General features: G+C 48.8%; 18 protein-coding genes. 5 read left to right on the plus strand and 13 right to left on the minus strand.

Annotated elements, in window-relative coordinates:
• The first annotated feature begins 139 nt into the window (after window positions 1–139).
• The gene (locus M2387_RS25085) at window positions 140–961 is read left to right on the plus strand and encodes a dienelactone hydrolase family protein (RefSeq protein WP_259053499.1); all 822 of its coding nucleotides are present in this window, start codon (window positions 140–142) and stop codon (window positions 959–961) included.
• Between the two features lie 55 nt (window positions 962–1,016).
• On the opposite strand, the gene metE is transcribed toward M2387_RS25085, so the two are convergent.
• On the minus strand, window positions 1,017–3,281 hold the full coding sequence (gene metE / locus M2387_RS25090; protein WP_259053502.1) for a 5-methyltetrahydropteroyltriglutamate--homocysteine S-methyltransferase: 2,265 nt from the start codon (window positions 3,279–3,281) through the stop codon (window positions 1,017–1,019).
• Window positions 3,282–3,509: 228 nt separating this feature from the next.
• Between metE and metR the strand changes: the two genes are divergently transcribed.
• Window positions 3,510–4,463, plus strand: coding sequence for an HTH-type transcriptional regulator MetR (metR, locus tag M2387_RS25095; protein ID WP_259053505.1), 954 nt, complete (start codon window positions 3,510–3,512; stop codon window positions 4,461–4,463).
• On the opposite strand, the gene M2387_RS25100 is transcribed toward metR, so the two are convergent.
• The 3 genes from M2387_RS25100 to pldB form a co-directional block, all read right to left on the minus strand.
• Window positions 4,351–5,250 (minus strand): carboxylate/amino acid/amine transporter, encoded by a 900-nt coding sequence (locus M2387_RS25100; protein ID WP_259053507.1) that lies wholly within the window; start codon window positions 5,248–5,250, stop codon window positions 4,351–4,353. The genes metR and M2387_RS25100 overlap by 113 nt on opposite strands.
• A gap of 104 nt (window positions 5,251–5,354) precedes the next feature.
• The gene (yigL, locus tag M2387_RS25105; protein WP_259053509.1) at window positions 5,355–6,164 is read right to left on the minus strand and encodes a sugar/pyridoxal phosphate phosphatase YigL; all 810 of its coding nucleotides are present in this window, start codon (window positions 6,162–6,164) and stop codon (window positions 5,355–5,357) included.
• Window positions 6,165–6,196: 32 nt separating this feature from the next.
• Window positions 6,197–7,189 (minus strand): lysophospholipase L2, encoded by a 993-nt coding sequence (pldB, locus tag M2387_RS25110; protein ID WP_259053511.1) that lies wholly within the window; start codon window positions 7,187–7,189, stop codon window positions 6,197–6,199.
• 99 nt (window positions 7,190–7,288) lie between these two features.
• Between pldB and rhtB the strand changes: the two genes are divergently transcribed.
• Window positions 7,289–7,909, plus strand: a complete 621-nt coding sequence (gene rhtB / locus M2387_RS25115) for a homoserine/homoserine lactone efflux protein (protein ID WP_259053513.1) — start codon at window positions 7,289–7,291, stop codon at window positions 7,907–7,909.
• A gap of 58 nt (window positions 7,910–7,967) precedes the next feature.
• Here the strand turns inward: rhtB and recQ are convergent, their stop codons facing one another.
• Window positions 7,968–9,797: an ATP-dependent DNA helicase RecQ gene (recQ, locus tag M2387_RS25120; protein WP_259053515.1), complete on the minus strand. Its 1,830-nt coding sequence runs from the start codon at window positions 9,795–9,797 to the stop codon at window positions 7,968–7,970.
• 291 nt (window positions 9,798–10,088) lie between these two features.
• On the opposite strand from recQ, the gene yigI reads away from it, so the two are divergent.
• Together yigI and rarD are read left to right on the plus strand one after the other, a co-directional pair.
• Complete coding sequence (yigI, locus tag M2387_RS25125) at window positions 10,089–10,559, plus strand: acyl-CoA thioesterase YigI (RefSeq protein WP_259053517.1); 471 nt, start codon at window positions 10,089–10,091, stop codon at window positions 10,557–10,559.
• 93 nt (window positions 10,560–10,652) lie between these two features.
• A complete protein-coding gene (gene rarD / locus M2387_RS25130) occupies window positions 10,653–11,564 on the plus strand; it encodes an EamA family transporter RarD (RefSeq protein WP_259053519.1) in 912 nt (303 codons plus the stop codon).
• A 361-nt stretch (window positions 11,565–11,925) separates the two neighbouring features.
• On the opposite strand, the gene M2387_RS25135 is transcribed toward rarD, so the two are convergent.
• From M2387_RS25135 to dapF, 8 genes are all read right to left on the minus strand, one after another.
• Window positions 11,926–12,864: an Rpn family recombination-promoting nuclease/putative transposase gene (locus tag M2387_RS25135; RefSeq protein WP_259053522.1), complete on the minus strand. Its 939-nt coding sequence runs from the start codon at window positions 12,862–12,864 to the stop codon at window positions 11,926–11,928.
• Window positions 12,865–13,209: 345 nt separating this feature from the next.
• Complete coding sequence (gene corA / locus M2387_RS25140) at window positions 13,210–14,160, minus strand: magnesium/cobalt transporter CorA (protein WP_259053524.1); 951 nt, start codon at window positions 14,158–14,160, stop codon at window positions 13,210–13,212.
• Window positions 14,161–14,309: 149 nt separating this feature from the next.
• Window positions 14,310–14,366 carry a YsgD/CorL family protein gene (gene ysgD / locus M2387_RS25995; protein WP_367275773.1) on the minus strand — a complete coding sequence of 19 codons (57 nt, stop codon included), beginning with the start codon at window positions 14,364–14,366 and terminating at the stop codon, window positions 14,310–14,312.
• A gap of 148 nt (window positions 14,367–14,514) precedes the next feature.
• Window positions 14,515–16,677, minus strand: a complete 2,163-nt coding sequence (gene uvrD / locus M2387_RS25145; protein ID WP_259053527.1) for a DNA helicase II — start codon at window positions 16,675–16,677, stop codon at window positions 14,515–14,517.
• A 125-nt stretch (window positions 16,678–16,802) separates the two neighbouring features.
• Window positions 16,803–17,519 (minus strand): 5-amino-6-(5-phospho-D-ribitylamino)uracil phosphatase YigB, encoded by a 717-nt coding sequence (gene yigB / locus M2387_RS25150; RefSeq protein WP_259053528.1) that lies wholly within the window; start codon window positions 17,517–17,519, stop codon window positions 16,803–16,805.
• Entirely contained in the window at window positions 17,519–18,427 is a 909-nt protein-coding gene (gene xerC / locus M2387_RS25155) for a tyrosine recombinase XerC (protein ID WP_259053530.1), read from the minus strand. Before xerC ends, yigB begins: the two co-directional genes overlap by 1 nt.
• The gene (locus M2387_RS25160; RefSeq protein WP_259053532.1) at window positions 18,424–19,122 is read right to left on the minus strand and encodes a DUF484 domain-containing protein; all 699 of its coding nucleotides are present in this window, start codon (window positions 19,120–19,122) and stop codon (window positions 18,424–18,426) included. The genes xerC and M2387_RS25160 overlap by 4 nt, the downstream gene beginning before the upstream one ends.
• On the minus strand, window positions 19,119–19,943 hold the full coding sequence (gene dapF / locus M2387_RS25165; RefSeq protein WP_259053533.1) for a diaminopimelate epimerase: 825 nt from the start codon (window positions 19,941–19,943) through the stop codon (window positions 19,119–19,121). The genes M2387_RS25160 and dapF overlap by 4 nt, the downstream gene beginning before the upstream one ends.
• Between the last annotated feature and the right edge of the window lie 215 nt (window positions 19,944–20,158).

Genomic DNA, 20,158 nt, shown 5'->3' on the forward strand with positions numbered 1-20,158 from the left:
CATGTCAAAAATAGTGATATTGATCACAATTCAAAGCTATTCGGCTTAATAATTAAACATCGATAGCGCTTTTCATTCGTTAAATTTGCTACTAATCCTGATTCGGGTTTTCAAACTGCATCCAAGCTTTGGAGAAACCATGGCACAAACAAAAGCCACACAGGAAATATTAGCAGCAGATCCACTTTCCCTGTCTTCAACTGTGGTACATACCACAAGAGATGTCATCTTATCGGGTGAAAAAACTATCCCGACGCAGGGTGAGGATATGCCGGCTTATTATGCCAGGCCCCAAAAAGCATCAGGTGCACTCCCGATTGTGATAGTCATTCAGGAAATATTTGGCGTAAACGAGCATATCCGTAGCCTCTGTCACCGTCTTGCCGAACAGGGATATCTGGCTATCGCGCCAGAGCTCTATTTTCGCCACGGTGACCCACAAAGTTATTCTGATATAGAAACGTTACTGAATGAAGTCGTCGCTAAAGTTCCTGATGCCGAGGTACTGGCCGATCTTGATCATGTTGCAAGCTGGGCATCACGCCATGGAGGGGATGCCCATCGCCTTATGGTTACCGGTTTTTGCTGGGGTGGTCGGATTGCCTGGCTCTATGCTGCGCATAATCCACAGTTAAAAGCTGCTGTCGCCTGGTATGGGAAATTGATAGCCAGAAAGACGCTCAACTCTCCACATCAGCCGGTTGATATAGCCACCCGGCTTAATGCACCGGTACTCGGGCTCTACGGCGAACAGGACGCGAGTATTCCTCTGGAAAGTATTGAGACCATGCGTCAGGCGTTGCGTGCAGCGAATACCACAGCAGAAATCATTGTTTATCCTGAGGCGGGCCATGCGTTTAATGCAGATTACCGATCGAGTTATCACGCGGAGTCGGCACAAGATGGCTGGCAGCGAATGCTGGAATGGTTTACCCGCTTCGGAGCGAGCAACAGAAGTTAATTTTAAGGATTATCAGGCAATATCGGGCAGCCAAACTGGCTGCCCGATATTATTTCTACTGTGCGTTACGCAGGTTTTGCGCGGCTTGCACCATATTTGCCAGAGCCTGACGCGTCTCTGTCCAGCCGCGGGTTTTCAGACCGCAGTCAGGGTTAACCCATAACCGTTCTGTCGGGACGCGGTCAGCCGCTTTTTTCAACAATGCTTCAATCCACTCAACATCAGGTACATTCGGTGAGTGAATGTCATACACGCCCGGCCCTATTTCGTTGGGATATTCAAATGCTTCAAATGATTCCAGCAGTTCCATATCAGAACGGGATGTTTCAATGGTAATCACATCCGCATCCAACGCGGCAATAGACGCCATAATATCGTTGAACTCGCAATAACACATATGCGTATGGATCTGGGTATCATCGCGAACCACCGCTGCATTAAGCCGGAAGGCTTCTACCCCCCAGTCCAGATAGGCCTGCCAGTCTGATTTACGCAGCGGTAATCCTTCACGCAGGGCGGGCTCATCAATCTGAATAATACCAATACCTGCTGCCTCTAGATCCGCCACCTCATCCCGTAACGCCAGGGCAATTTGTTTTGCGATGGTCTCACGGGAGATATCTTCGCGCGGGAAAGACCAGCACAGGATGGTCACCGGGCCTGTCAGCATGCCTTTGACCGGCTTATCAGTCAGGGACTGAGCATATTTAGCCCACTCAACGGTGATAGGCTCTGGGCGGCTGATATCACCGATAACAATCGGCGGTTTAACACAGCGCGAACCGTAACTCTGTACCCAGCCATTCTGAGTAAACACAAAGCCATCCAAGTGCTCACCGAAATATTCCACCATATCGTTACGCTCGGCTTCACCGTGGACTAAGACATCGAGGCCGAGGCGCTCCTGTTCAGCAATAGCTTGCTTAATATGTTCAGCGATACCGGTACGGTAGCGGTTACTGTCTAGATTGCCTTTCTTAAAGTCCAGACGCAGACCACGAATTTCGGTGGTTTGTGGGAAAGAGCCAATGGTAGTAGTCGGCCATGCTGGCAGATTAAAGCGCTGGCGCTGGGCTGCGGCACGAAGGATATAGGCACTCTCACGCTGGCTATCTTTGGCCGTAATATCTGCCAGCCGCTGTGCAACCGCAGCGTTATGTACCCGAGTAGAGTGACGTCGAGCCTGAATCGGTGCGCTCCACTCAGTGATTTCTGCTGTCTCACTACTGTTCAATGCCCGGGTCAGCAGTGTCAGTTCAGTACATTTTTGCAGCGCAAAAGCAAACCAGCTCTTCACTTCGCTATCGAGACGCGTTTCCACACTGAGATCGATAGGGCTGTGTAGCAGTGAACAGGAGGAAGCTACCCATAACGGCCGCTTATCTACAATCTCTTTCAGCTGCTGATATTTTGCACTCAGGTCAGTTCGCCATACATTACGGCCATTGATAACACCGGCAGAGAGCAACCAGTCAGCAGGCAGTTGCTGGTGAATGTGGTTGATATCATCATTACCCTGAACGAAGTCAACGTGCAAGCCCTGCACCGGGAGAGCCTTGATAGTATCGAGATTAGGCGTCACGCCTTCAAAGTAGGTAGTCAGTAGTAATTTTACCTGGCCCGCCAGGGCATCATAAGCTGGCTGATATGCTGCCAGCCACTCTGGCGGTAATTCCAGAACCAGGACAGGCTCATCAATCTGTACCCACTCAATGCCGCGTTCGGCCAGTGCCGCTAACACTTGCTGATACACGGGCAGAATGTCTTTCAGCAGGCTGAGTCTGTCAAACTGTTCACCCTTCACTTTGCCGAGCCACAAATAAGTCACCGGGCCCAGTAACACTGGCTTCACGTTATGGCCCAGTGCCAGTGCTTCGTCTACTTCGTCCAGTAACTGAGTCCAGGTCAGTTTAAACTCCTGTCCGAGGCTGAATTCCGGCACCATATAGTGATAGTTAGTGTTAAACCATTTAGTCATTTCCGCCGCCGCAGCGGGTTCACCCGTTGGTGCACGCCCACGACCAATACGGAACAGAGTATCGATATCAACGCTGCCGTCCTGGTTCTGATGACGGGCGGGAACATTGCCCAGTAACAGGCTGGTAGTCAGAACATGGTCATACCAGGCAAAATCGCCTGCGGGGACTAATTCCACACCCGCTTGTTTTTGCTGTTCCCAGTGACGAGCACGAAGTTCACGGCCTGTAGCCAAAAGTTCTTCGCGAGAGAGGTTACCTGCCCAGTAACTTTCCTGTGCTTTTTTCAGTTCACGTCGAAGACCGATGCGTGGGAATCCGAGAGTATGATTATGGATAGTCATGCTATTGCCTCATTTAAATTAGGTATCCGGCTGAATCTCTACTTCGGGCAAGGGCATAGCCGCTTGTTTCCCCTGAGCTTACTCAAGTTAGTAATCAGTCGGTGAATACAGCCTGTCGTTTTCTCTGCTCAGAATTATTTTAGCCGTCCAGATGTTTACACATCTATAATCCGCAGGTACTGTATATTCCTCAAGCGCAATTTGTTCATGGCGAAATGAAGGATTTTCATGATAGAAATAAAACATCTGCGAACACTGCAAGCTTTGCGCAGTAGCGGCTCTCTTGCCGCAGCTGCAGCCGCTTTGCATCAGACCCAGTCAGCCCTTTCTCACCAGTTCAGTGACTTGGAACAGCGGCTTGGGTTTCGCTTGTTTGTCCGGAAAAGCCAGCCATTGCGCTTCACGCCACAAGGTGAAATTCTGCTGCAACTTGCCCACCAGGTGCTGCCACAAATCGCTCATGCCCTACAGACCTGTAATGAGCCGCATCAAAGCAGACTGCGTATTGCTATTGAATGTCATAGTTGTATTCAGTGGCTTACACCGGCCCTGGAAAGCTTTCACCAGGACTGGCCTCAGGTGGAGATGGACTTTAAATCTGGGGTGACCTTTGATCCGCAACCCGGGTTGCAGCAAGGTGAGCTGGATATTGTTCTGACATCTGAAATTTTACCGCGCAGTGAACTGCACTATTCGCCGATGTTTGATTTTGAAGTACGCCTGGTACTGGCACCTCAACACCCGCTGGTTAGTAAAGCACGGATAGAACCAGAAGATTTAAGCGATGAAACGATACTGATTTATCCCGTTCAGCGTCAGCGCCTTGATATATGGCGTAACTTCTTGCAACCCGCAGGGATCAGTCCGGCATTAAAAAGTGTCGATAATACTTTGCTACTGATTCAGATGATATCAGCCAATATGGGAATTGCTGCCCTGCCGCACTGGGTGGTGGAAAGCTTTGAACGTCAGGGGCTGCTAGTCACCAAGCCACTGGGGGATGGATTATGGAGCCGGCTGTACGCTGCAGTCCGTGATGGAGAACAGCGCCAGCCGGTGACCGAGGCGTTTATTCGTTCAACGCGTCAGCACGCTTGCGATCGTCTGCCTTTTGTTCGCAGCGCGGAACGACCCAACGCTGATTTACCCACAGCGAGGCCACTATCACCGAGCCCCCAATAATAAAACTCGGCCAGTGGGGCTGCGTCTGCCAGATTGCCAGGTTGACCAGCAGCCCGGCGGGGATCAGGGCATTATTCATAATCCCCAAGGTACCCGCATCCACTTGAGTGGCACCGTAGTTCCAAAGGAAATATCCCAGCCCGGAAGCGCCAACACCCAGCCAGATGAGAATGCCCCACTGCAGCGTTGTCGCTGGCAGTTTCTCAGGGTTACCCAGCATAAACCATGCAATAGTGACAGTGATAAACGCCCCAAGGTAGAACCAGGAGAATGCGCTATGCTGTGGCATCGGATGAATCTCCATCAGCCGTTTATACCCCACCATACCGACGGCGAAACAGATATTCGCCCCCTGTATTAATAGCAGCCCGGTCCAGAAATTCTCGCTCACCTGAGAGTAGCGGATAATCGCCGCGCCGATGACCGCCAGCAGAGTACTAAACGCATAGCCCCAGCGAAGTTTTGTTCCCCTCAGCAGGTCATAAGTCAGCGTGATATATAACGGTGTCATTACGGTAAACAGTAAAAATTCAGGTACCGTCAGATAGAGATAGGCGCGGAAACTGAGCAGATACATAACTCCTAGCTGGAGTGCACCCAGTACCATGTACAGCAGGAGTACTTTTGGGCGATAGCCTTTGAAACGCAGAAATGGCAGGAATACCAGGGCGGCCAGCCCGACACGAACCAGTACTGAAAAATAACTGTCGACTTGTCCGGCAAGATATTCACCGATAAGACTAAACGAAAAAGCCCAGAGCAGGGTCGCAATAATGAGTAATGGCACAGTCAATTATCCGTCAGGAGAAAACTGTGCCATTGTAACCACAATAAAAACTCTTGGTTTCATTATGTCGTTTACCAGTGGTTATAATATGACCACTGGTTTGATTAATCTGCCTGTAAATACAGTTTACGTAAGTAACGCGGAACAGCATTATCAGCATTATTACCTATCACTTCCAGGTGCGGGAACTGGTCCTTCAGACGCTGATGTGCATTCATCATAATACAGCCTTTCCCGGCCATACTGAGCATTTCGGCATCATTCATTCCATCACCAAACGCAATACAGTCTGATAGTTCATAACCCAGAGCTTTGGCTACTGCCTCAAGCGCCTGCCCTTTTGAGACGCCGCCTTCCATCACTTCAAGGCAAGTCAGGGTAGAAAAACTGACGTTAACTCTGTCGCCCCAGAGTTCATTGATTTCTTGCTCAAGCACCAGTAACTCTTCGTGAGTTGCTCCGGTGAAATACACCTTACTGACATTATCGTCAGGCAGCGTGGCAGGATCGTTAAACAGGGTGTAGATAAATTTAGCTTCTTTAAAATATTCGAGATCTTCCGGGCTATGGCGATTGGTAAACCAGTCATCACCGCGATAAACGTTGGTTATCATTCTCGGGTGATTAGCCACTATCTTAAACAGGCTACGCGCGATATCGGGAGCCAGATTATGAGAGAAGATCAGGTTGTTATCGGGATCGTGAACCCGTGCTCCGTTAGAGGTGATCATATAAGACCGTATCCCCAGATTGTCACGGATCTGTCCTACGTCAATATAGTGCCGTCCAGTGGCAAAAACGAAGTGGATATCTTCATTTGTAAGCAATTTTAAGGTTTCTTTTGCGTACTCAGAGAGGAAATGATCGGGTGACAGCAACGTGCCGTCTAAGTCGGAAGCAACTACATGATACATAGAATTGGTGAACCTCAGTCTGTAAACAGGAATTAGTGATGTCGCTCGAAAAAAGCAAGAATGGCATTTAATGCCCTGGCACGCATATCGTCCTTTTCAAACAGGATCTCATGATACGCACCCTCAATGACGTAAGGTATTTCCCCCTCACATGGGTAGCCCGCCGCAGCTCTAAGCTGACAGAAACGAAGATGCGCCCGGTTATCCACCACACGTTCCTCTTCTGCCTGTAATAAAAAAATCGGCGTCGTGATAGCAGTTGCCCCTGCCAGCACCTTCTCTCCCGCGATTATCCCTTCGCGCACCCAATGGAGGGTAGGTCCTCCCATCCGCAATGCTGGCTCGTCAGCATAAAAACGTAAATTTCGTCGATAACGAGCTTCGCTATGAGTCAGCACATTCATATGGAAAGGCAGCGCGCGCCAGCGCCCGGTTCCTAGCGCATATTTTTCCCGCACCCGGGGGTGACCTTCAGCCCAGTCAAGGATATGACGTACGATCCATTCCGGCCAGCGCACAATAATGCCAAACATCGGCGCACACAGGGCGACAGCATCAAACGCATCCGAGTTTTTCTCAAGCCAGAGAGCCGCAATAGCTCCGCCCATTGAATGGGCCAGTAAATAGCGTTTCTGCCATTTTCCAGGCACCAGCTCATGCTGGTAGAACCGATTAAAATCTTCAACATAATCGGTAAAGTTAACGACGTGACCACGATGTGAATCTGAGAGTAAACGTCCTGAACGCCCTTGGCCACGGTGATCGATGATTAAGACATCATAGCCACTATGAAATAAGTCATAGGCGAGTTCGGCATATTTTACATAACTTTCGATTCTGCCCGGACACACCACCACCACTCGCTGATGCTGCGGCGAACAAAAACGCACATAACGAACCCGAACCTGATCAACCCCGGTAAACTCACATTCCTCGCGCATTCGCCAGAATGCGGTCAGTGGACCGGTAGCGAAAGAGGTAAATTTTTGCTCACGTTGTAACCAATCATTTTTCTGCGAAGACATAAGAACTCACACCGCCTGGCAGCTGTTTTTGAAGTAGATAGCGTCCATTTCTACAATAGCGTATTGTGGCATAAAAGTCCGTTTTCAGGGAACATCGGTATGACGTTTGAGTGGTGGTTAACCTATCTCATAACCACAATAATATTAAGCCTTTCACCCGGCTCTGGTGCGATTAACACCATGACCACTGCTATTAACCACGGGTACCGTAAGACTTTTTCGTCAATTGCCGGGCTACAGGCAGGTCTGACTATTCATATCATTTTGGTCGGTGTCGGGCTGGGAACCCTGTTTTCACGTTCAGTGCTAGCCTTCGAAATACTTAAGTGGGCGGGTGCCGCCTACCTGATTTGGTTAGGTATTCAGCAATGGCGTGCTGCCGGGTCAATCGATCTTAAAACCCAGGGTAAAAGCCAGCCTGGCCGCAAATTATTTAAGCGTGCGGTACTGGTGAATCTGACCAACCCTAAAAGTATTGTGTTTCTTGCAGCACTGTTTCCACAGTTTATCAATCCGGAACAGCCTCAGGTAATGCAGTATCTGGTGCTCGGCATCACCACCGTGGTAGTCGATATTATCGTGATGATAGGTTATGCCACACTGGCAACACGTATTGCCATCTGGATAAAAGAGCCCCATCAAGTGAAAGCGTTGAATCGGGTGTTTGGCTCATTGTTTGTGCTGGTTGCGGCTTTACTGGCCAGTGCGCGTCATGCTTGATAGGTGAGATGCGTGGAAATTGGGGTAAGATCTGAGTATTGATATCTTCCCCCTCCTCTTAATCCTCTTCCACCCCATCAAGATGCCGGCGAATTAGCGCCATAAAGGGTTGCCCGAAACGCTCCAGTTTCCGACTACCTATGCCATTAATACCCAGCATTGAAGAGGCTGATATCGGCATCTGTTCGGACATTTCAACCAGGGTAGCGTCGTTAAAGACGACATAAGGTGGAATGTTTTCCTCGTCGGCAATCGACTTACGCAGTTTACGCAATTTGGCAAACAGCTTACGATCGTAGTTGCCCCCTAAGGTCTTCTGACTGGAGCGAGCTTTCAGAACCACTAAACGTGGAACAGCGAGCATCAGCGGAATTTCGCCGCGTAAATAGGGCCTGGCGGCTTCTGTCAGTTGCAGCGCGGAGTGCTGGGCAATATTTTGTGTCACCACGCCGAGGTGAATCAGCTGGCGAATCACACTAACCCAGTGTTCCGTGGTCTGAGCACGTCCTTCACCATAGATTTTCAGTTTGTCATGACCAAACTCGCGAATACGCTGGTTATTAGAGCCACGTAGCACTTCAACGATATAACCCATACCAAAGCGCTGGCCGACACGATAAATGCAGGACAAGGCTTTTTGCGCTTCGACAAGTCCGTCATAGCGTCTTGGTGGATCCAGACAAATATCACAGTTTCCACAGGCTTGCTGCCGCCCTTCACCGAAGTAATTCAGTAATACCAGACGGCGACAGGTTTGTGCTTCGGCAAAGGCTCCCATGGCATTGAGTTTATGACGCTCAATATCCTGTAACTGACCAACAGGTTTCTCATCCAGACACTTTCTCAGCCAGGCCATATCCGCCGGGTCGTAAAACAGCATGGCTTCTGCTGGCAGGCCGTCTCGCCCTGCTCGCCCGGTTTCCTGGTAATAAGACTCGATATTGCGTGGAATATCGAAGTGGGCGACAAAACGAACGTTAGGCTTATTTATGCCCATACCAAATGCCACAGTCGCCACCACGATTTGTAGATCGTCACGCTGAAACTTTTCCTGCACTTCACTACGCAGTTGATGTTCAAGCCCTGCATGATAGGCACCAGCGCTAATACCTTTACTTTGCAAACGCGCAGCGATGTCTTCTACTTTAGCCCGGCTGTTACAGTAGATAATGCCCGGCTTACCACTTTGCTGCTGGATATAGCGCATCAGCTGATCGAGAGGTTTAAATTTCTCCATCAGCATGTAACGGATATTCGGCCTGTCAAAACTACTGATTTGAATTAACGGGTCTTGCAGCCCCAGCAAACGCACAATATCAAGCCGGGTTGTATCATCTGCTGTAGCCGTTAAGGCAATAAAAGGAACATTAGGAAGATGCTGGCGTAACTGCCCCAGCGCTGCGTATTCCGGGCGGAAGTCATGCCCCCACTGAGAGATACAGTGTGCTTCATCAACCGCCACCATCGCGAGCTGCCAGCGACTAAGGTGGTCGATGAAGTTATCCATCATCAGGCGTTCCGGGGCGATATACAGTAACCGGATACTGCCGGTACGACAGCCGGTCATCACCTCAAGCTGTTGCTCACGCGTTTGGGTCGAGTTCAGGCAAGCCGCAGACACGCCATTCGCCAGCAACTGGTCAACCTGATCTTTCATCAAGGAAATTAACGGGGAGACGACAACGGTCAAACCATCAAAAACCAATGCCGGTATTTGATAACACAGTGATTTACCGCCACCGGTAGGCATGACAACTAAGCAATCGCGTCCTTCCAGCACCGTATCAATGATTGTGTCCTGGCCCGGGCGGAATTGTTGATAGCCGAAGGTTTCCTGCAAAACCTGTTTCGCCAGCGATGCCTGATCGATTACATCCGCCTGTGTCACAATATCCTCGTGTACAAAAAACTGGCACGGTTTTCAGCGATGCTGATAAAACGGCAATGCCTTAAAAAAAGGAGGGTAAGCATAACGCTTACAAGAATCAGTGTCTGGTTAAAATTTTCATTGCCAGGTCATTCCTCGCAAAATGGTAACGCTTCTCTTCTCGCCAGGACACGAGTTATTGGCTCATTTTTTGAGAATCAAAAGCAAAAACAGCGACAAAATTGTCAGCAATAATTGACAAACCAAAAGCAAACAATTATTTAACAATGGTTTTTGTTAAAGGAATAAATCATGTCGCAGATAATCTTAACCAACGAGGATGTCCTTAAGTTGGTAGGTGATATTTTTGTTTACCAGATGCCGTTTAACCGCGCTTTGGGTCTTGAGCTTGAGTGCTACGAAAAAGATTTTGCTCAGTTGGGTTTTAATAATCAACCCATGATGGTCGGAAACTGGGCACAAAGTATTTTACACGGCGGGGTTATTGCCTCTGCCCTTGATGTTGCCGCTGGATTAGTTTGTGTCGGCAGCACTCTCACTCGCCATGAAACCATCACTGAAGATGAGCTACGCCAGCGGCTGTCTAAAATGGGAACCATTGATTTACGCGTCGATTATTTGCGTCCAGGTCGGGGAGAGCGCTTTACCGCAACCAGCAGATTGTTACGTGCAGGCAATAAAGTTGCGGTTGCCCGGGTCGAACTCCATAACCAGGATCAGGTTTATATCGCCAGCGCCACTGCAACCTATATGGTGGGTTAACAGACCAGAGATGTAGTAACCTGTTAGTCCATTTCACAGAGATAAAGCATGTTACTATTACCAGCCTATTTTATAGTTCGTTAACGAGTTTCCATGAATCCTACAGAGACCCGTAAGGGTGTATTGCTGGCTCTTTCTGCTTGCCTTATCTGGGGGCTTGCCCCGGTTTACTTTAAATTTCTTCAGCAGGTTCCAGCTTTGGAGATCCTTACCCATCGCGTGGTCTGGTCGTTCTTTTTTATGGTAATACTCCTGAGTCTTTACCGTTTATGGCCGAAGGTGAGGCTGGCTGCTCAGCATCCCAAAAAGATCCTCGCCCTGGCACTGACCGCGGTGTTAATTGGCTGTAACTGGCTGCTTTATATCTGGGCAGTCAATAACAATCACCTACTTGAAGCAAGCCTGGGATATTTTATTAACCCGCTCGTCAGCGTACTGCTGGGGATAATTTTTCTAGGTGAACGTTTCAGGGCTATGCAGTGGACTGCACTCTTACTGGCGATGACCGGAGTGCTGGTTCAGCTCTGGACCTTTGGTTCACTGCCGGTTATTGCGCTCGGACTCGCATTTAGCTTCTCTTTTTACAGCCTGCTACGTAAAAAAATTGGCGTCGATGCCCAGGTCGGTATGCTGGTAGAAACCTTATGGCTGCTCCCTGTCGCGGCGATTTATCTGTTTGCTATTGCTGATAGTCCCACCAGCAATATGACCGAAAATGGCTGGTTGCTGAATCTGTTGCTGATATTTGCAGGCGTGATTACCACCGTACCGTTACTCTGTTTTACGGCTGCGGCAAACCGCTTACGCCTCTCGACGCTCGGTTTCTTTCTCTATAGCGGCCCGATTCTGATATTTTTGCTGGCGACGCTGTTATATGGCGAAGTGGTTACCCAAGATAAAATGGTGACATTTGGCTTTATCTGGGCTGCACTGATCCTGTTTATTACCGATGCTATCTATACCCAGCGTCGCGCCAGGAAAGCGTTTAAAGCTCAAACCAGCTAACTGCTCGGATAGCAAAAAGGAGCCAAATGGCTCCTTTCAAAGTGATGACGAGCATGAGTTTTAGTAGGGGCCTTTTTTATTAAAACATACCTAATCATTAGTTCAATAATATATAACTCGCTTCTTTACTTCCAATTAAGCACTCTCATTAGCCATCATGTTCACGATAAAAATATAGAAGACCCACATCGATATTAAATACTGAAGAGTGAAGAAAATAAATATTACGATGCCATTCAGGGATTTTATACTTAATGATATCAACAATCGATTTATTGTTCGCTCATCTAAACAGGAAATATTAATCAATGAAGTAATTGTACGAACTATAAATGAATTTACTGAGTACCTGAAACGCTAATTAATGGCCGATCCGCACCATGTCATTTTCAGTCAAACCGGTCAGTTTCATAATGGTTTTGCGGTCAATGCCATTCTGCAGCATGGTACGGACAATTTTAAGGGCAGTTTCACGACCGCCTTTTTCCATGCCTTTTTCCATGCCTTTTTCCATGCCCTTCTGTTCAAGCTGTTGTGCGATGGTCATCAATTCGTCCCCATGTTGTGGTACCCGTTGTGCCAGTTCACGTATAAATGCCTTTGCGTTTGAAGTTTCACCAGCCTGTATTAGGTAGTGTATCAGTGAAGCCAACTGCTGTCCTGTCATGTTTTCTGCCAGCAACAAAGTGGTCAGATTGCCCAGTAGACCTGACAATTCCCTGCGATGAATATGTTTCTGCAGCAGCGTCAGGGCTGCCATACGGCGGTGATCCATAATCTCTTCGTCGGGTATGACCGTAATATCAACCAGGGGGAAATTACCGCTGTATAGCTTTTCGGCCAGTCCGGGATCGTTAAACTCATCCAGCCAACGGGTTGAATACGGGTAGGGGCTACGCTTTCCGGTATAGAACAATACGGGTATCACTAACGGCAGCTTTTTATGCCCTGCATCCAGGTGGCGTTGCATGGCGGCAACCGAGTAACGAAGAAGCCTGAACGCCATATGCTTGTCAGGGGTGGACTGGTGTTCGATAAGTACGTGAATATAACCCTCATCACCATTTGTAGTACTTAGACTATAAAGCACATCGCTAAAATAAGGACGCAGGCTATCCTCAACAAAACTTCCTGACTCCAGTCTGAGGGTAGTGAAGTCACAGACCGCCTGCAATTCTGCTGGCAGATGTAGTTGCATAAAATCCCGTGCCGTTTCGGGATGTGTCAGAAACTGTTTAAATACCAGGTCATGTGGCGTCGTAGTCCCCTTCGCTCTTCCCTTAGCTTTACTTTCAGCCATGTATTTCTCCATTGTTATGGCAATTACCTGAATTAATTCTGAATGTCAGCCCGTCGGCTCAGCGTACTGTTATAAGAATAGAAACAAGGTTGAATTAAAGTATCACCTCAACTACTTAAGGCCGTTATTATTTAAAGTAAATAGCCTAATTAATGAGTGAGGAAAAACTAAAGTTTATTACATAGAATATTGTGCATTAAGAAAGAATGGCGTCAATAAATAAACACTGTGAGGATAAAATATCAATAATATAACTTTTTCTATTTTAGTAGATGATAATAAATTTCAATTATTTCATCATTAAATTAAAGTTCTGACCGCCAGGCCAGAACTTTGTCATGATTTTTATAACCAGTTACGCCGCTTAAAGTAAAGATAAGGCGCAAGCCCCGCCAGCATCATCAGGACGATAGCGGAAGGGTAACCAAAGCTCCATGTCAGTTCCGGCATAAATTCAAAGTTCATCCCGTAGCTGGACGCCACCAGAGTCGGCGGCAGGAATACAACTGAAACCACGGAGAAGATCTTAATGATTCGGTTTTGCTCAATACTGATAAAGCCCATTGCCGCCTGCATCAGGAAGTTAACCTTTTGGAACAGGGACTCGTTATGTGGAAGCAGAGACTCGATATCGCGTAAGATCTCCCGCGCCTGTTCCAGCTGACTAACCGGTAAGCGTGCTTTGCGTAACAGGAAATTCAGCGCTCGCTGAGTATCCATCAAACATAAACGTACTTTCCAGCCGATATCTTCTTGCTCAGCCAAAGTCGAGAGCGCCGCATCATACTCAGCGCCCTGCCGTCCTTCCATGATGACACGACTCAGCTTCTCTAAGTCGCTATAGATATTTTCTATTTCATCGGCCAGCTGTTCAATTTTGGTTTCAAACAGATCAAGTAACAGCTCAAAAGGATTTCCATCCACCATCAACTGTTTGCGGGCGCGCATACGATAGAGACGAAAAGCGGGCAACTCACGCTCACGTAAGGTATACAGCCGACCTTCACGAATAGTAAAAGCGACAGTACTGTTACCTGCGTGATCATCAGCATCTTCAAAAAAGAAAAATGAGTGAATATGCAGCCCGTCTTCATCTTCAAAAAAACGAGCTGAGGATTCAATATCTTCAAGTTCTGGTCGAGTCGCCAGACTCTGTCCAAGCTCTAGCTGAACGCGATCTCGCTCGCTCTCTTCCGGTTCAACCAAATCAACCCAGAGTGAATCGGACAGGTTTTCATCTTCATCCAGTTCAATACGACACAGGCGATTTTCTTCCAGTTGAAATGCGCTTAGCATGACCGTGACTCCCAATGCAAAAAATATCAGGGACTGTTCACTTGGTACACATTTAGAAACCACAGATGGTTCAGACCATTCAACAATCTGACTCAAGCGGAAAAGACATCACTGACAACCACGAAGGTTATCAGTATCAGAGGATAGCCTTAGAAGTTGAACCTTGATGGCAGGTCATTGAGCCAGTATCTACTGGGTGTGTCCAAGGCGAGTATCCCGTTAGCGTAATAATGCCCGCATGTTACGCGAGCAAAAATAAGGCGTCAACATACAGTATGATACTGCTCCAGAGCGGTATCATACTGCTGTCACACAGATATGATATCAATAATAATGGTATTATTTATCTGATAGTTAGACCGTTTCTAGCCTGGCATAAGCGGCTACCAGCCACTTGATACCCTGCCCTTGAAAGGCAATTTGTACGCGGCTATGTTCACCGCTGCCTTCAAGATTAACGACCGTACCCTCACCAAACTTAGGGTGGCGCACTCGCTGGCCAAGGCTAAAACCGGAATCATTGCTGGAAATCGGTGTTCCCATACGCTGATGGCTGACAGGACGGCTGACACTCGCGCGTAACCGTACTTCTTCAACGCAATTTTCTGGCAGCTCACCGACAAAACGCGATGGTCGATGATAGACTTCTTTGCCGTATAAGCGTCGTGTTTCAGCATAGGTAAGCGTCAGCTTTTGCATTGCCCGGGTCACGCCGACATAGGCCAGACGGCGTTCTTCTTCCAGCCGGTTCCCTTCATCCAGTGACATCTGGCTCGGGAACATGCCCTCTTCCATACCGACAATAAACACCTGTGGGAATTCGAGGCCTTTTGCTGAGTGCAGGGTCATCAACTGGACCGCATCCTGCCAGGTATCCGCCTGGCCTTCCCCGGCTTCCAGTGCCGCATGGGAAAGAAACGCCTGCAATGGCATCAGGTCCTGATCTTCATCCTGATAACTAAATTGTCGCGTTGCGGTGACCAGCTCTTCTAAGTTTTCGACTCGCGTCTGGCCTTTTTCACCTTTCTCCTGCTCATACATCGTAAACAGGCCGGAATCTTTAATCACTCTGTCAGTCTGAACATGCAACGGCATTTCAGCGGTTTCATGCGCTAAGGCATCGATCAGCTCTACAAAACGCTGCAGGGCGGAAGCTGCGCGGCCCGCAAGGGCTTTTTCCTGGAGTAACGCCCTTGAGGCTTGCCACATCGTGAGCTGACGGTCACGGGCGGTTTGCCGCACCACATCAAGCGTACGATCGCCAATGCCACGAGGCGGCGTATTCACGACACGCTCAAACCCGGCATCATCATTACGATTCGCCATTAAACGCAGATAAGAGAGCGCATCTTTAATTTCCTGACGTTCAAAGAAGCGCATTCCACCGTAAATACGGTAGGGCATTGCGGCCTGGAGCAATGCCTCTTCAAGTACACGAGACTGGGCATTACTGCGATAGAGAATGGCACACTTTTCAAGCGCACCACCTTGCTCTTGCCAGGTCTTAATGCGGTTAACCACAAAGCGCGCTTCATCCAGTTCGTTAAACGCACAGTACAACGAAATAGGCTCGCCTTCACCGCCTTCGGTCCAGAGCTCTTTACCCAGGCGACCAGCATTGTTAGCAATCAGCGCATTTGCCGCACTTAGGATGGTATTAGTGGAGCGATAGTTTTGTTCCAGGCGAATAGTCTGGGCACCTGGAAAGTCATTCAAGAATCGCTGAATATTTTCAACCTGCGCACCACGCCAGCCATAAATCGACTGATCGTCATCGCCGACAATCATCACTTTTCCGCTGTCACCCGCCAGCATGCGGATCCACGCATACTGGATATTGTTGGTATCCTGGAATTCATCGACCAGGATATTGGTGAAGCGTTCGCGGTAGTGATTGAGAATATGCGGTTTATTGAGCCATAACTCATGGGCGCGTAATAACAGCTCGGCAAAATCCACCAGCCCGGCGCGATCGCAGGCTTCCTGATAACCCTGATAGATTTGCAGCCAGGTTTGTTCAACCGGGTTACCGTAACTTTCAATGTGAGAAGGCCGTAAACCTTCATCTTTTTTGCCGTTGATGTACCACATAGCCTGGCGCGCAGGCCATTGCTTTTCATCAAGGTTCATCGCTTTAATCAGACGTTTAAGCAAACGAAGCTGATCTTCACTATCAAGGATCTGGAAATCCTGCGGCAGTCGGGCATCCATATGATGGGCGCGTAACAGACGATGAGCCAGACCATGGAAGGTTCCGACCCACATCCCACCCTGACTGGTACCCATCAACTGGCCAATACGGTGACGCATCTCCGCTGCCGCTTTATTGGTAAAAGTCACCGCCATAATCGAATAAGGCGAGCTCTGCTCAACCGTAATCAGCCAGGCAATACGATGCACCAGCACCCGAGTCTTACCACTGCCTGCCCCGGCCAGGACCAGCATATTACTGCGCGTCGCGGCAACCGCATCGCGCTGTTTATCATTGAGGCCATCAAGCAGGTAAGAAACGTCCATGGGCACCGCCATTAAAGGGATTGTAAAAATTCAGCCGAGTCTGGCTGGTCGTGTCGACAACAGGTATGCATCAGCTCACTGTTATTGAGTCTCAACCCCTGGTATTTTATACAGAGTTACGGTGATTATATCAGCGCAGTCAAGGATGCCAACTGTGAAATTTCGAGATGAGGTAACAAACGGCTATCCTTTATCTGCATCAGGTCGCCATCACGGAGATTAATCCAGCACGCCTGCATGCCGCTCTTTATCGCGCCACCGACATCTGTCGTCAAATCGTCGCCCACGTGCAGGATTTGATCCAGCGGGAGATTAAGTTTTTCGGCAGCCAAATGGTACATATCCGCGAAGGGTTTAGAGCGCCCGTCAGGGCCGGCCCGCAGAATAAAGGTAAAGTATTGATCCAGGCCGAACAGATGAGGCTCGGCATTACCATTGGTAATCGCAGCCAGCGGCCATTTTTCAGCAAGTTTTGCCAGGGTATCATGCGTTTCCTGGGTAATATCTATTCGGCTACGCCATTGCGCAAAGCTTGCCATTGCACCTGACGCACCTTCGCTGGCTTGTGACTCAGTTAGCCCGATATCCCGCATCGCCAGTTCAATTGAGCGCCGCCGCCATTCAGTCACATCGTGGTAAATTTCAGGCTCATCTTGTAATAATGCCTGACGATAGCGTTCAAAATCGGACAAGGTAAAATCATTCAGGCGACTGTGATAGCCCTGAACAAAGGCCATCAGCTCTTCGGAGGTTCGTCTGATCACGGGACGGTTATCATAAAGAGTATCGTCCAGGTCAAAAGTCAGAGCAGAGATCTGCCCCAGTGGGCGGTAAAAATGCATTATGATTTCCCCCGTTTAGCACGTGGATGTGCGGCATCATAGATGGACGCCAGATGTTGAAAGTCGAGGTGGGTATAGATTTGTGTGGTCGAGAGATTCGCATGACCAAGCAGTTCCTGGACTGCGCGCAGGTCACCGCTGGACTCCAGCATATGGGTCGCAAAAGAGTGGCGTAACTTATGGGGATGCACATGGCTATTAAGTCCCTGTTTAACCCCCCACTCGGCAAAACGTTTTTGAACATTACGAGCAGAAATTCGCTTACCGGTTTTTGCCAGAAATAAAGCGTCATCATCAGGCCCGAAGAGCTCACGCAGTAATAACCAGTGTTCAACCCAGCTCACCGCACTGCGACCAACAGGTATGCGACGCTCTTTACTGCCTTTACCTGTCACCCAGGCATCACCGGTCGCAAGATCTAAATGCCGACAATCCATATTAACCAGTTCTGATAAACGTAACCCGGCACCGTACATTATTTCAAGCATCGCACGATCGCGTACCGCCAGGGGATCGTTAATATCAATATTCAGTAACTGATTAACATCATCCACATCAATGTTCTTCGGCAGCAATCGGCTGGTTTTCGGGGTAGAGATCCCTTTTGCCGGGTTGGCCATCAGCAGACCCTGCCCTATTTGCCAGTCGAAGAAACTACGCAAAGCAGACAGGCGTAATGCCAGACTTGAAGCCTGTAAACCGGCTTTTCGGCTTCGTACCGCAATGGAGCGTACCATCGCTGCATCGCACTGGGCCCAGCCCTTGAGTTTCATCTCATCGGCCAGCTGTACAATTGCCGTCAACTGGCGCTGATAATTCAGGCGAGTCAGTGGACTGAGCTGCCGCTCCACCTTCAGATAACGTAGAAAGTCTTCGACACTCTGTAACAGTGGAGAAACGTCAGTCATGGCCGCTCAACCCAGCGCTCAAGTAACTCAGGTAGCATCAGCGCTAACTCATCCAGCAGCCGGGTTCCCTGTCCTTGATAATAGTGCTGAGGGTCCCGACTACTAAAAATGATCACGCCCGCATCACCCCCCATCAGTGATAGCGCCACGGAGCCCACAGCTTTAGCCTCGGGTAAGAGCAGCAGTAATTCAGGGCCATTTAACGAACCCAGATAGTGCTGCTTCTCCCCTAACCTCTGAATGCGTAAATGCTCAAAGGACTGACGGCTGAGTGCTAAGTGAGTAAAACCAGAGGGAGCACCAATACGCCAGCTATCAGTAAACAGGCGAATACTGGCACCTGCAAGACCGATTTTTCGTGCCCAGCGTTGCAGTCTGTCCAGCATCTCTTGCAGACTCGAAGCAGATGCCAGACTCCCCTGTAATTGGAGTAAACGACAAAAGAGTGCTTCGTTTGTCTGCGCCTGACTCAACAGCTGACCAATATTTTCTTCAAGCGTATTGATATGGTTACGCTGACGCGCGAGATGCCATTCCACCAGAGAAACCGTGCCACGAATCGGATGCGGCACTTGCAACATTTCAACTTGCTGAGCATTACGAATAAAGAAATCGGGGTTACGCTGTAGATAGTCAACGATAGTGCTGTCGTCTAATTCTGGCTGTACGCCTTGCTGTTCCCCAATCTGTTTCATAGATGTATAAACCCGTCATAGACATGTGTTGCAGGGCCAGTCATAAACAACGGTGACCCAGGCCCTTTCCAGGCAATATCAAGACGCCCACCCGGCAGTTCTACAAACACTTCCTCTGCCAGGATGCCTTGAAGAATACCCACTGCTACCGCGCCACATGCGCCGCTACCACAGGCTTGAGTTTCTCCTGCCCCGCGCTCGTAAACACGTAAGCGAATATGCTCCCGCGTCATCACTTGCATAAAACCAATGTTGGCGCGCTCCGGGAAACGCTCATGGCTTTCCATCACAGGTCCCAGAGTTTCAACCGCAGCAGTCTCGGTGTTATCAACCTGAATCACGCAATGTGGATTACCCATAGAAACCACACCACACATCACAGTTTGTTCAGCCGCACGCATGATATAGGTCTTTTCAGCTTTAATCGCTCTGAAGGGAACCTGAGCAGGTTCGAAGTTTGGTTCGCCCATATTCACCCGTACCTGCTCGTCTTCTGTGACGCTCAGAACCATACGCCCATTCGCGGTACTGACATGGATTTCTCTTTTATTCGTCAGCCCTTTCAAGCGAACAAAACGAGCAAAACAGCGGGCGCCATTGCCACACTGGGAGACTTCACTGCCATCGGCATTAAAGATCCGATAGTGGAAATCAAGATCCGGATCGTAAGGCGGTTCAACCACCAATAGCTGATCAAAACCGACACCCAAATGACGATCCGCTAAACGTCGGATCAATTCTGGTGAGAAATAAATATTCTGCGTTACCGCATCAACGACCATAAAGTCATTACCAAGGCCATGCATTTTAGAGAACTGCATTTTTTGCTCCATTATCGCAGTTACAAAGCACGATACATCCAAAACTATTCGGGTTACAGGTGAGCAATCCCGATGAGCTTACACTAGTAAGTGATTCGGGTGAGCGAACGCAGCCAACGTACCTGTAGCTTGAAGTATGACAAGTTATATACCCAAAATAATTCAAGTTACAGGAAGGCGGCAAGAGAACGAATCCCGATGAGCTTACACAAGTA

Origin of the sequence: Klebsiella sp. BIGb0407, assembly GCF_024807845.1 — a bacterium.
Taxonomy (GTDB): domain Bacteria; phylum Pseudomonadota; class Gammaproteobacteria; order Enterobacterales; family Enterobacteriaceae; genus JGM124.

Coding starts and splice junctions, on each gene's coding strand:
- xerC (WP_259053530.1), bottom strand. CDS start 18,427: ATGACTGACGTTTCTCCACTGTTACAGAGTGTCGAAGACTTTCTACGT.
- uvrD (WP_259053527.1), bottom strand. CDS start 16,677: ATGGACGTTTCTTACCTGCTTGATGGCCTCAATGATAAACAGCGCGAT.
- corA (WP_259053524.1), bottom strand. CDS start 14,160: ATGCTAAGCGCATTTCAACTGGAAGAAAATCGCCTGTGTCGTATTGAA.
- metE (WP_259053502.1), bottom strand. CDS start 3,281: ATGACTATCCATAATCATACTCTCGGATTCCCACGCATCGGTCTTCGA.
- rhtB (WP_259053513.1), top strand. CDS start 7,289: ATGACGTTTGAGTGGTGGTTAACCTATCTCATAACCACAATAATATTA.
- dapF (WP_259053533.1), bottom strand. CDS start 19,943: ATGCAGTTCTCTAAAATGCATGGCCTTGGTAATGACTTTATGGTCGTT.
- metR (WP_259053505.1), top strand. CDS start 3,510: ATGATAGAAATAAAACATCTGCGAACACTGCAAGCTTTGCGCAGTAGC.
- M2387_RS25085 (WP_259053499.1), top strand. CDS start 140: ATGGCACAAACAAAAGCCACACAGGAAATATTAGCAGCAGATCCACTT.
- yigB (WP_259053528.1), bottom strand. CDS start 17,519: ATGCATTTTTACCGCCCACTGGGGCAGATCTCTGCTCTGACTTTTGAC.
- pldB (WP_259053511.1), bottom strand. CDS start 7,189: ATGTCTTCGCAGAAAAATGATTGGTTACAACGTGAGCAAAAATTTACC.
- M2387_RS25160 (WP_259053532.1), bottom strand. CDS start 19,122: ATGAAACAGATTGGGGAACAGCAAGGCGTACAGCCAGAATTAGACGAC.
- yigI (WP_259053517.1), top strand. CDS start 10,089: ATGTCGCAGATAATCTTAACCAACGAGGATGTCCTTAAGTTGGTAGGT.
- rarD (WP_259053519.1), top strand. CDS start 10,653: ATGAATCCTACAGAGACCCGTAAGGGTGTATTGCTGGCTCTTTCTGCT.
- yigL (WP_259053509.1), bottom strand. CDS start 6,164: ATGTATCATGTAGTTGCTTCCGACTTAGACGGCACGTTGCTGTCACCC.
- M2387_RS25135 (WP_259053522.1), bottom strand. CDS start 12,864: ATGGCTGAAAGTAAAGCTAAGGGAAGAGCGAAGGGGACTACGACGCCA.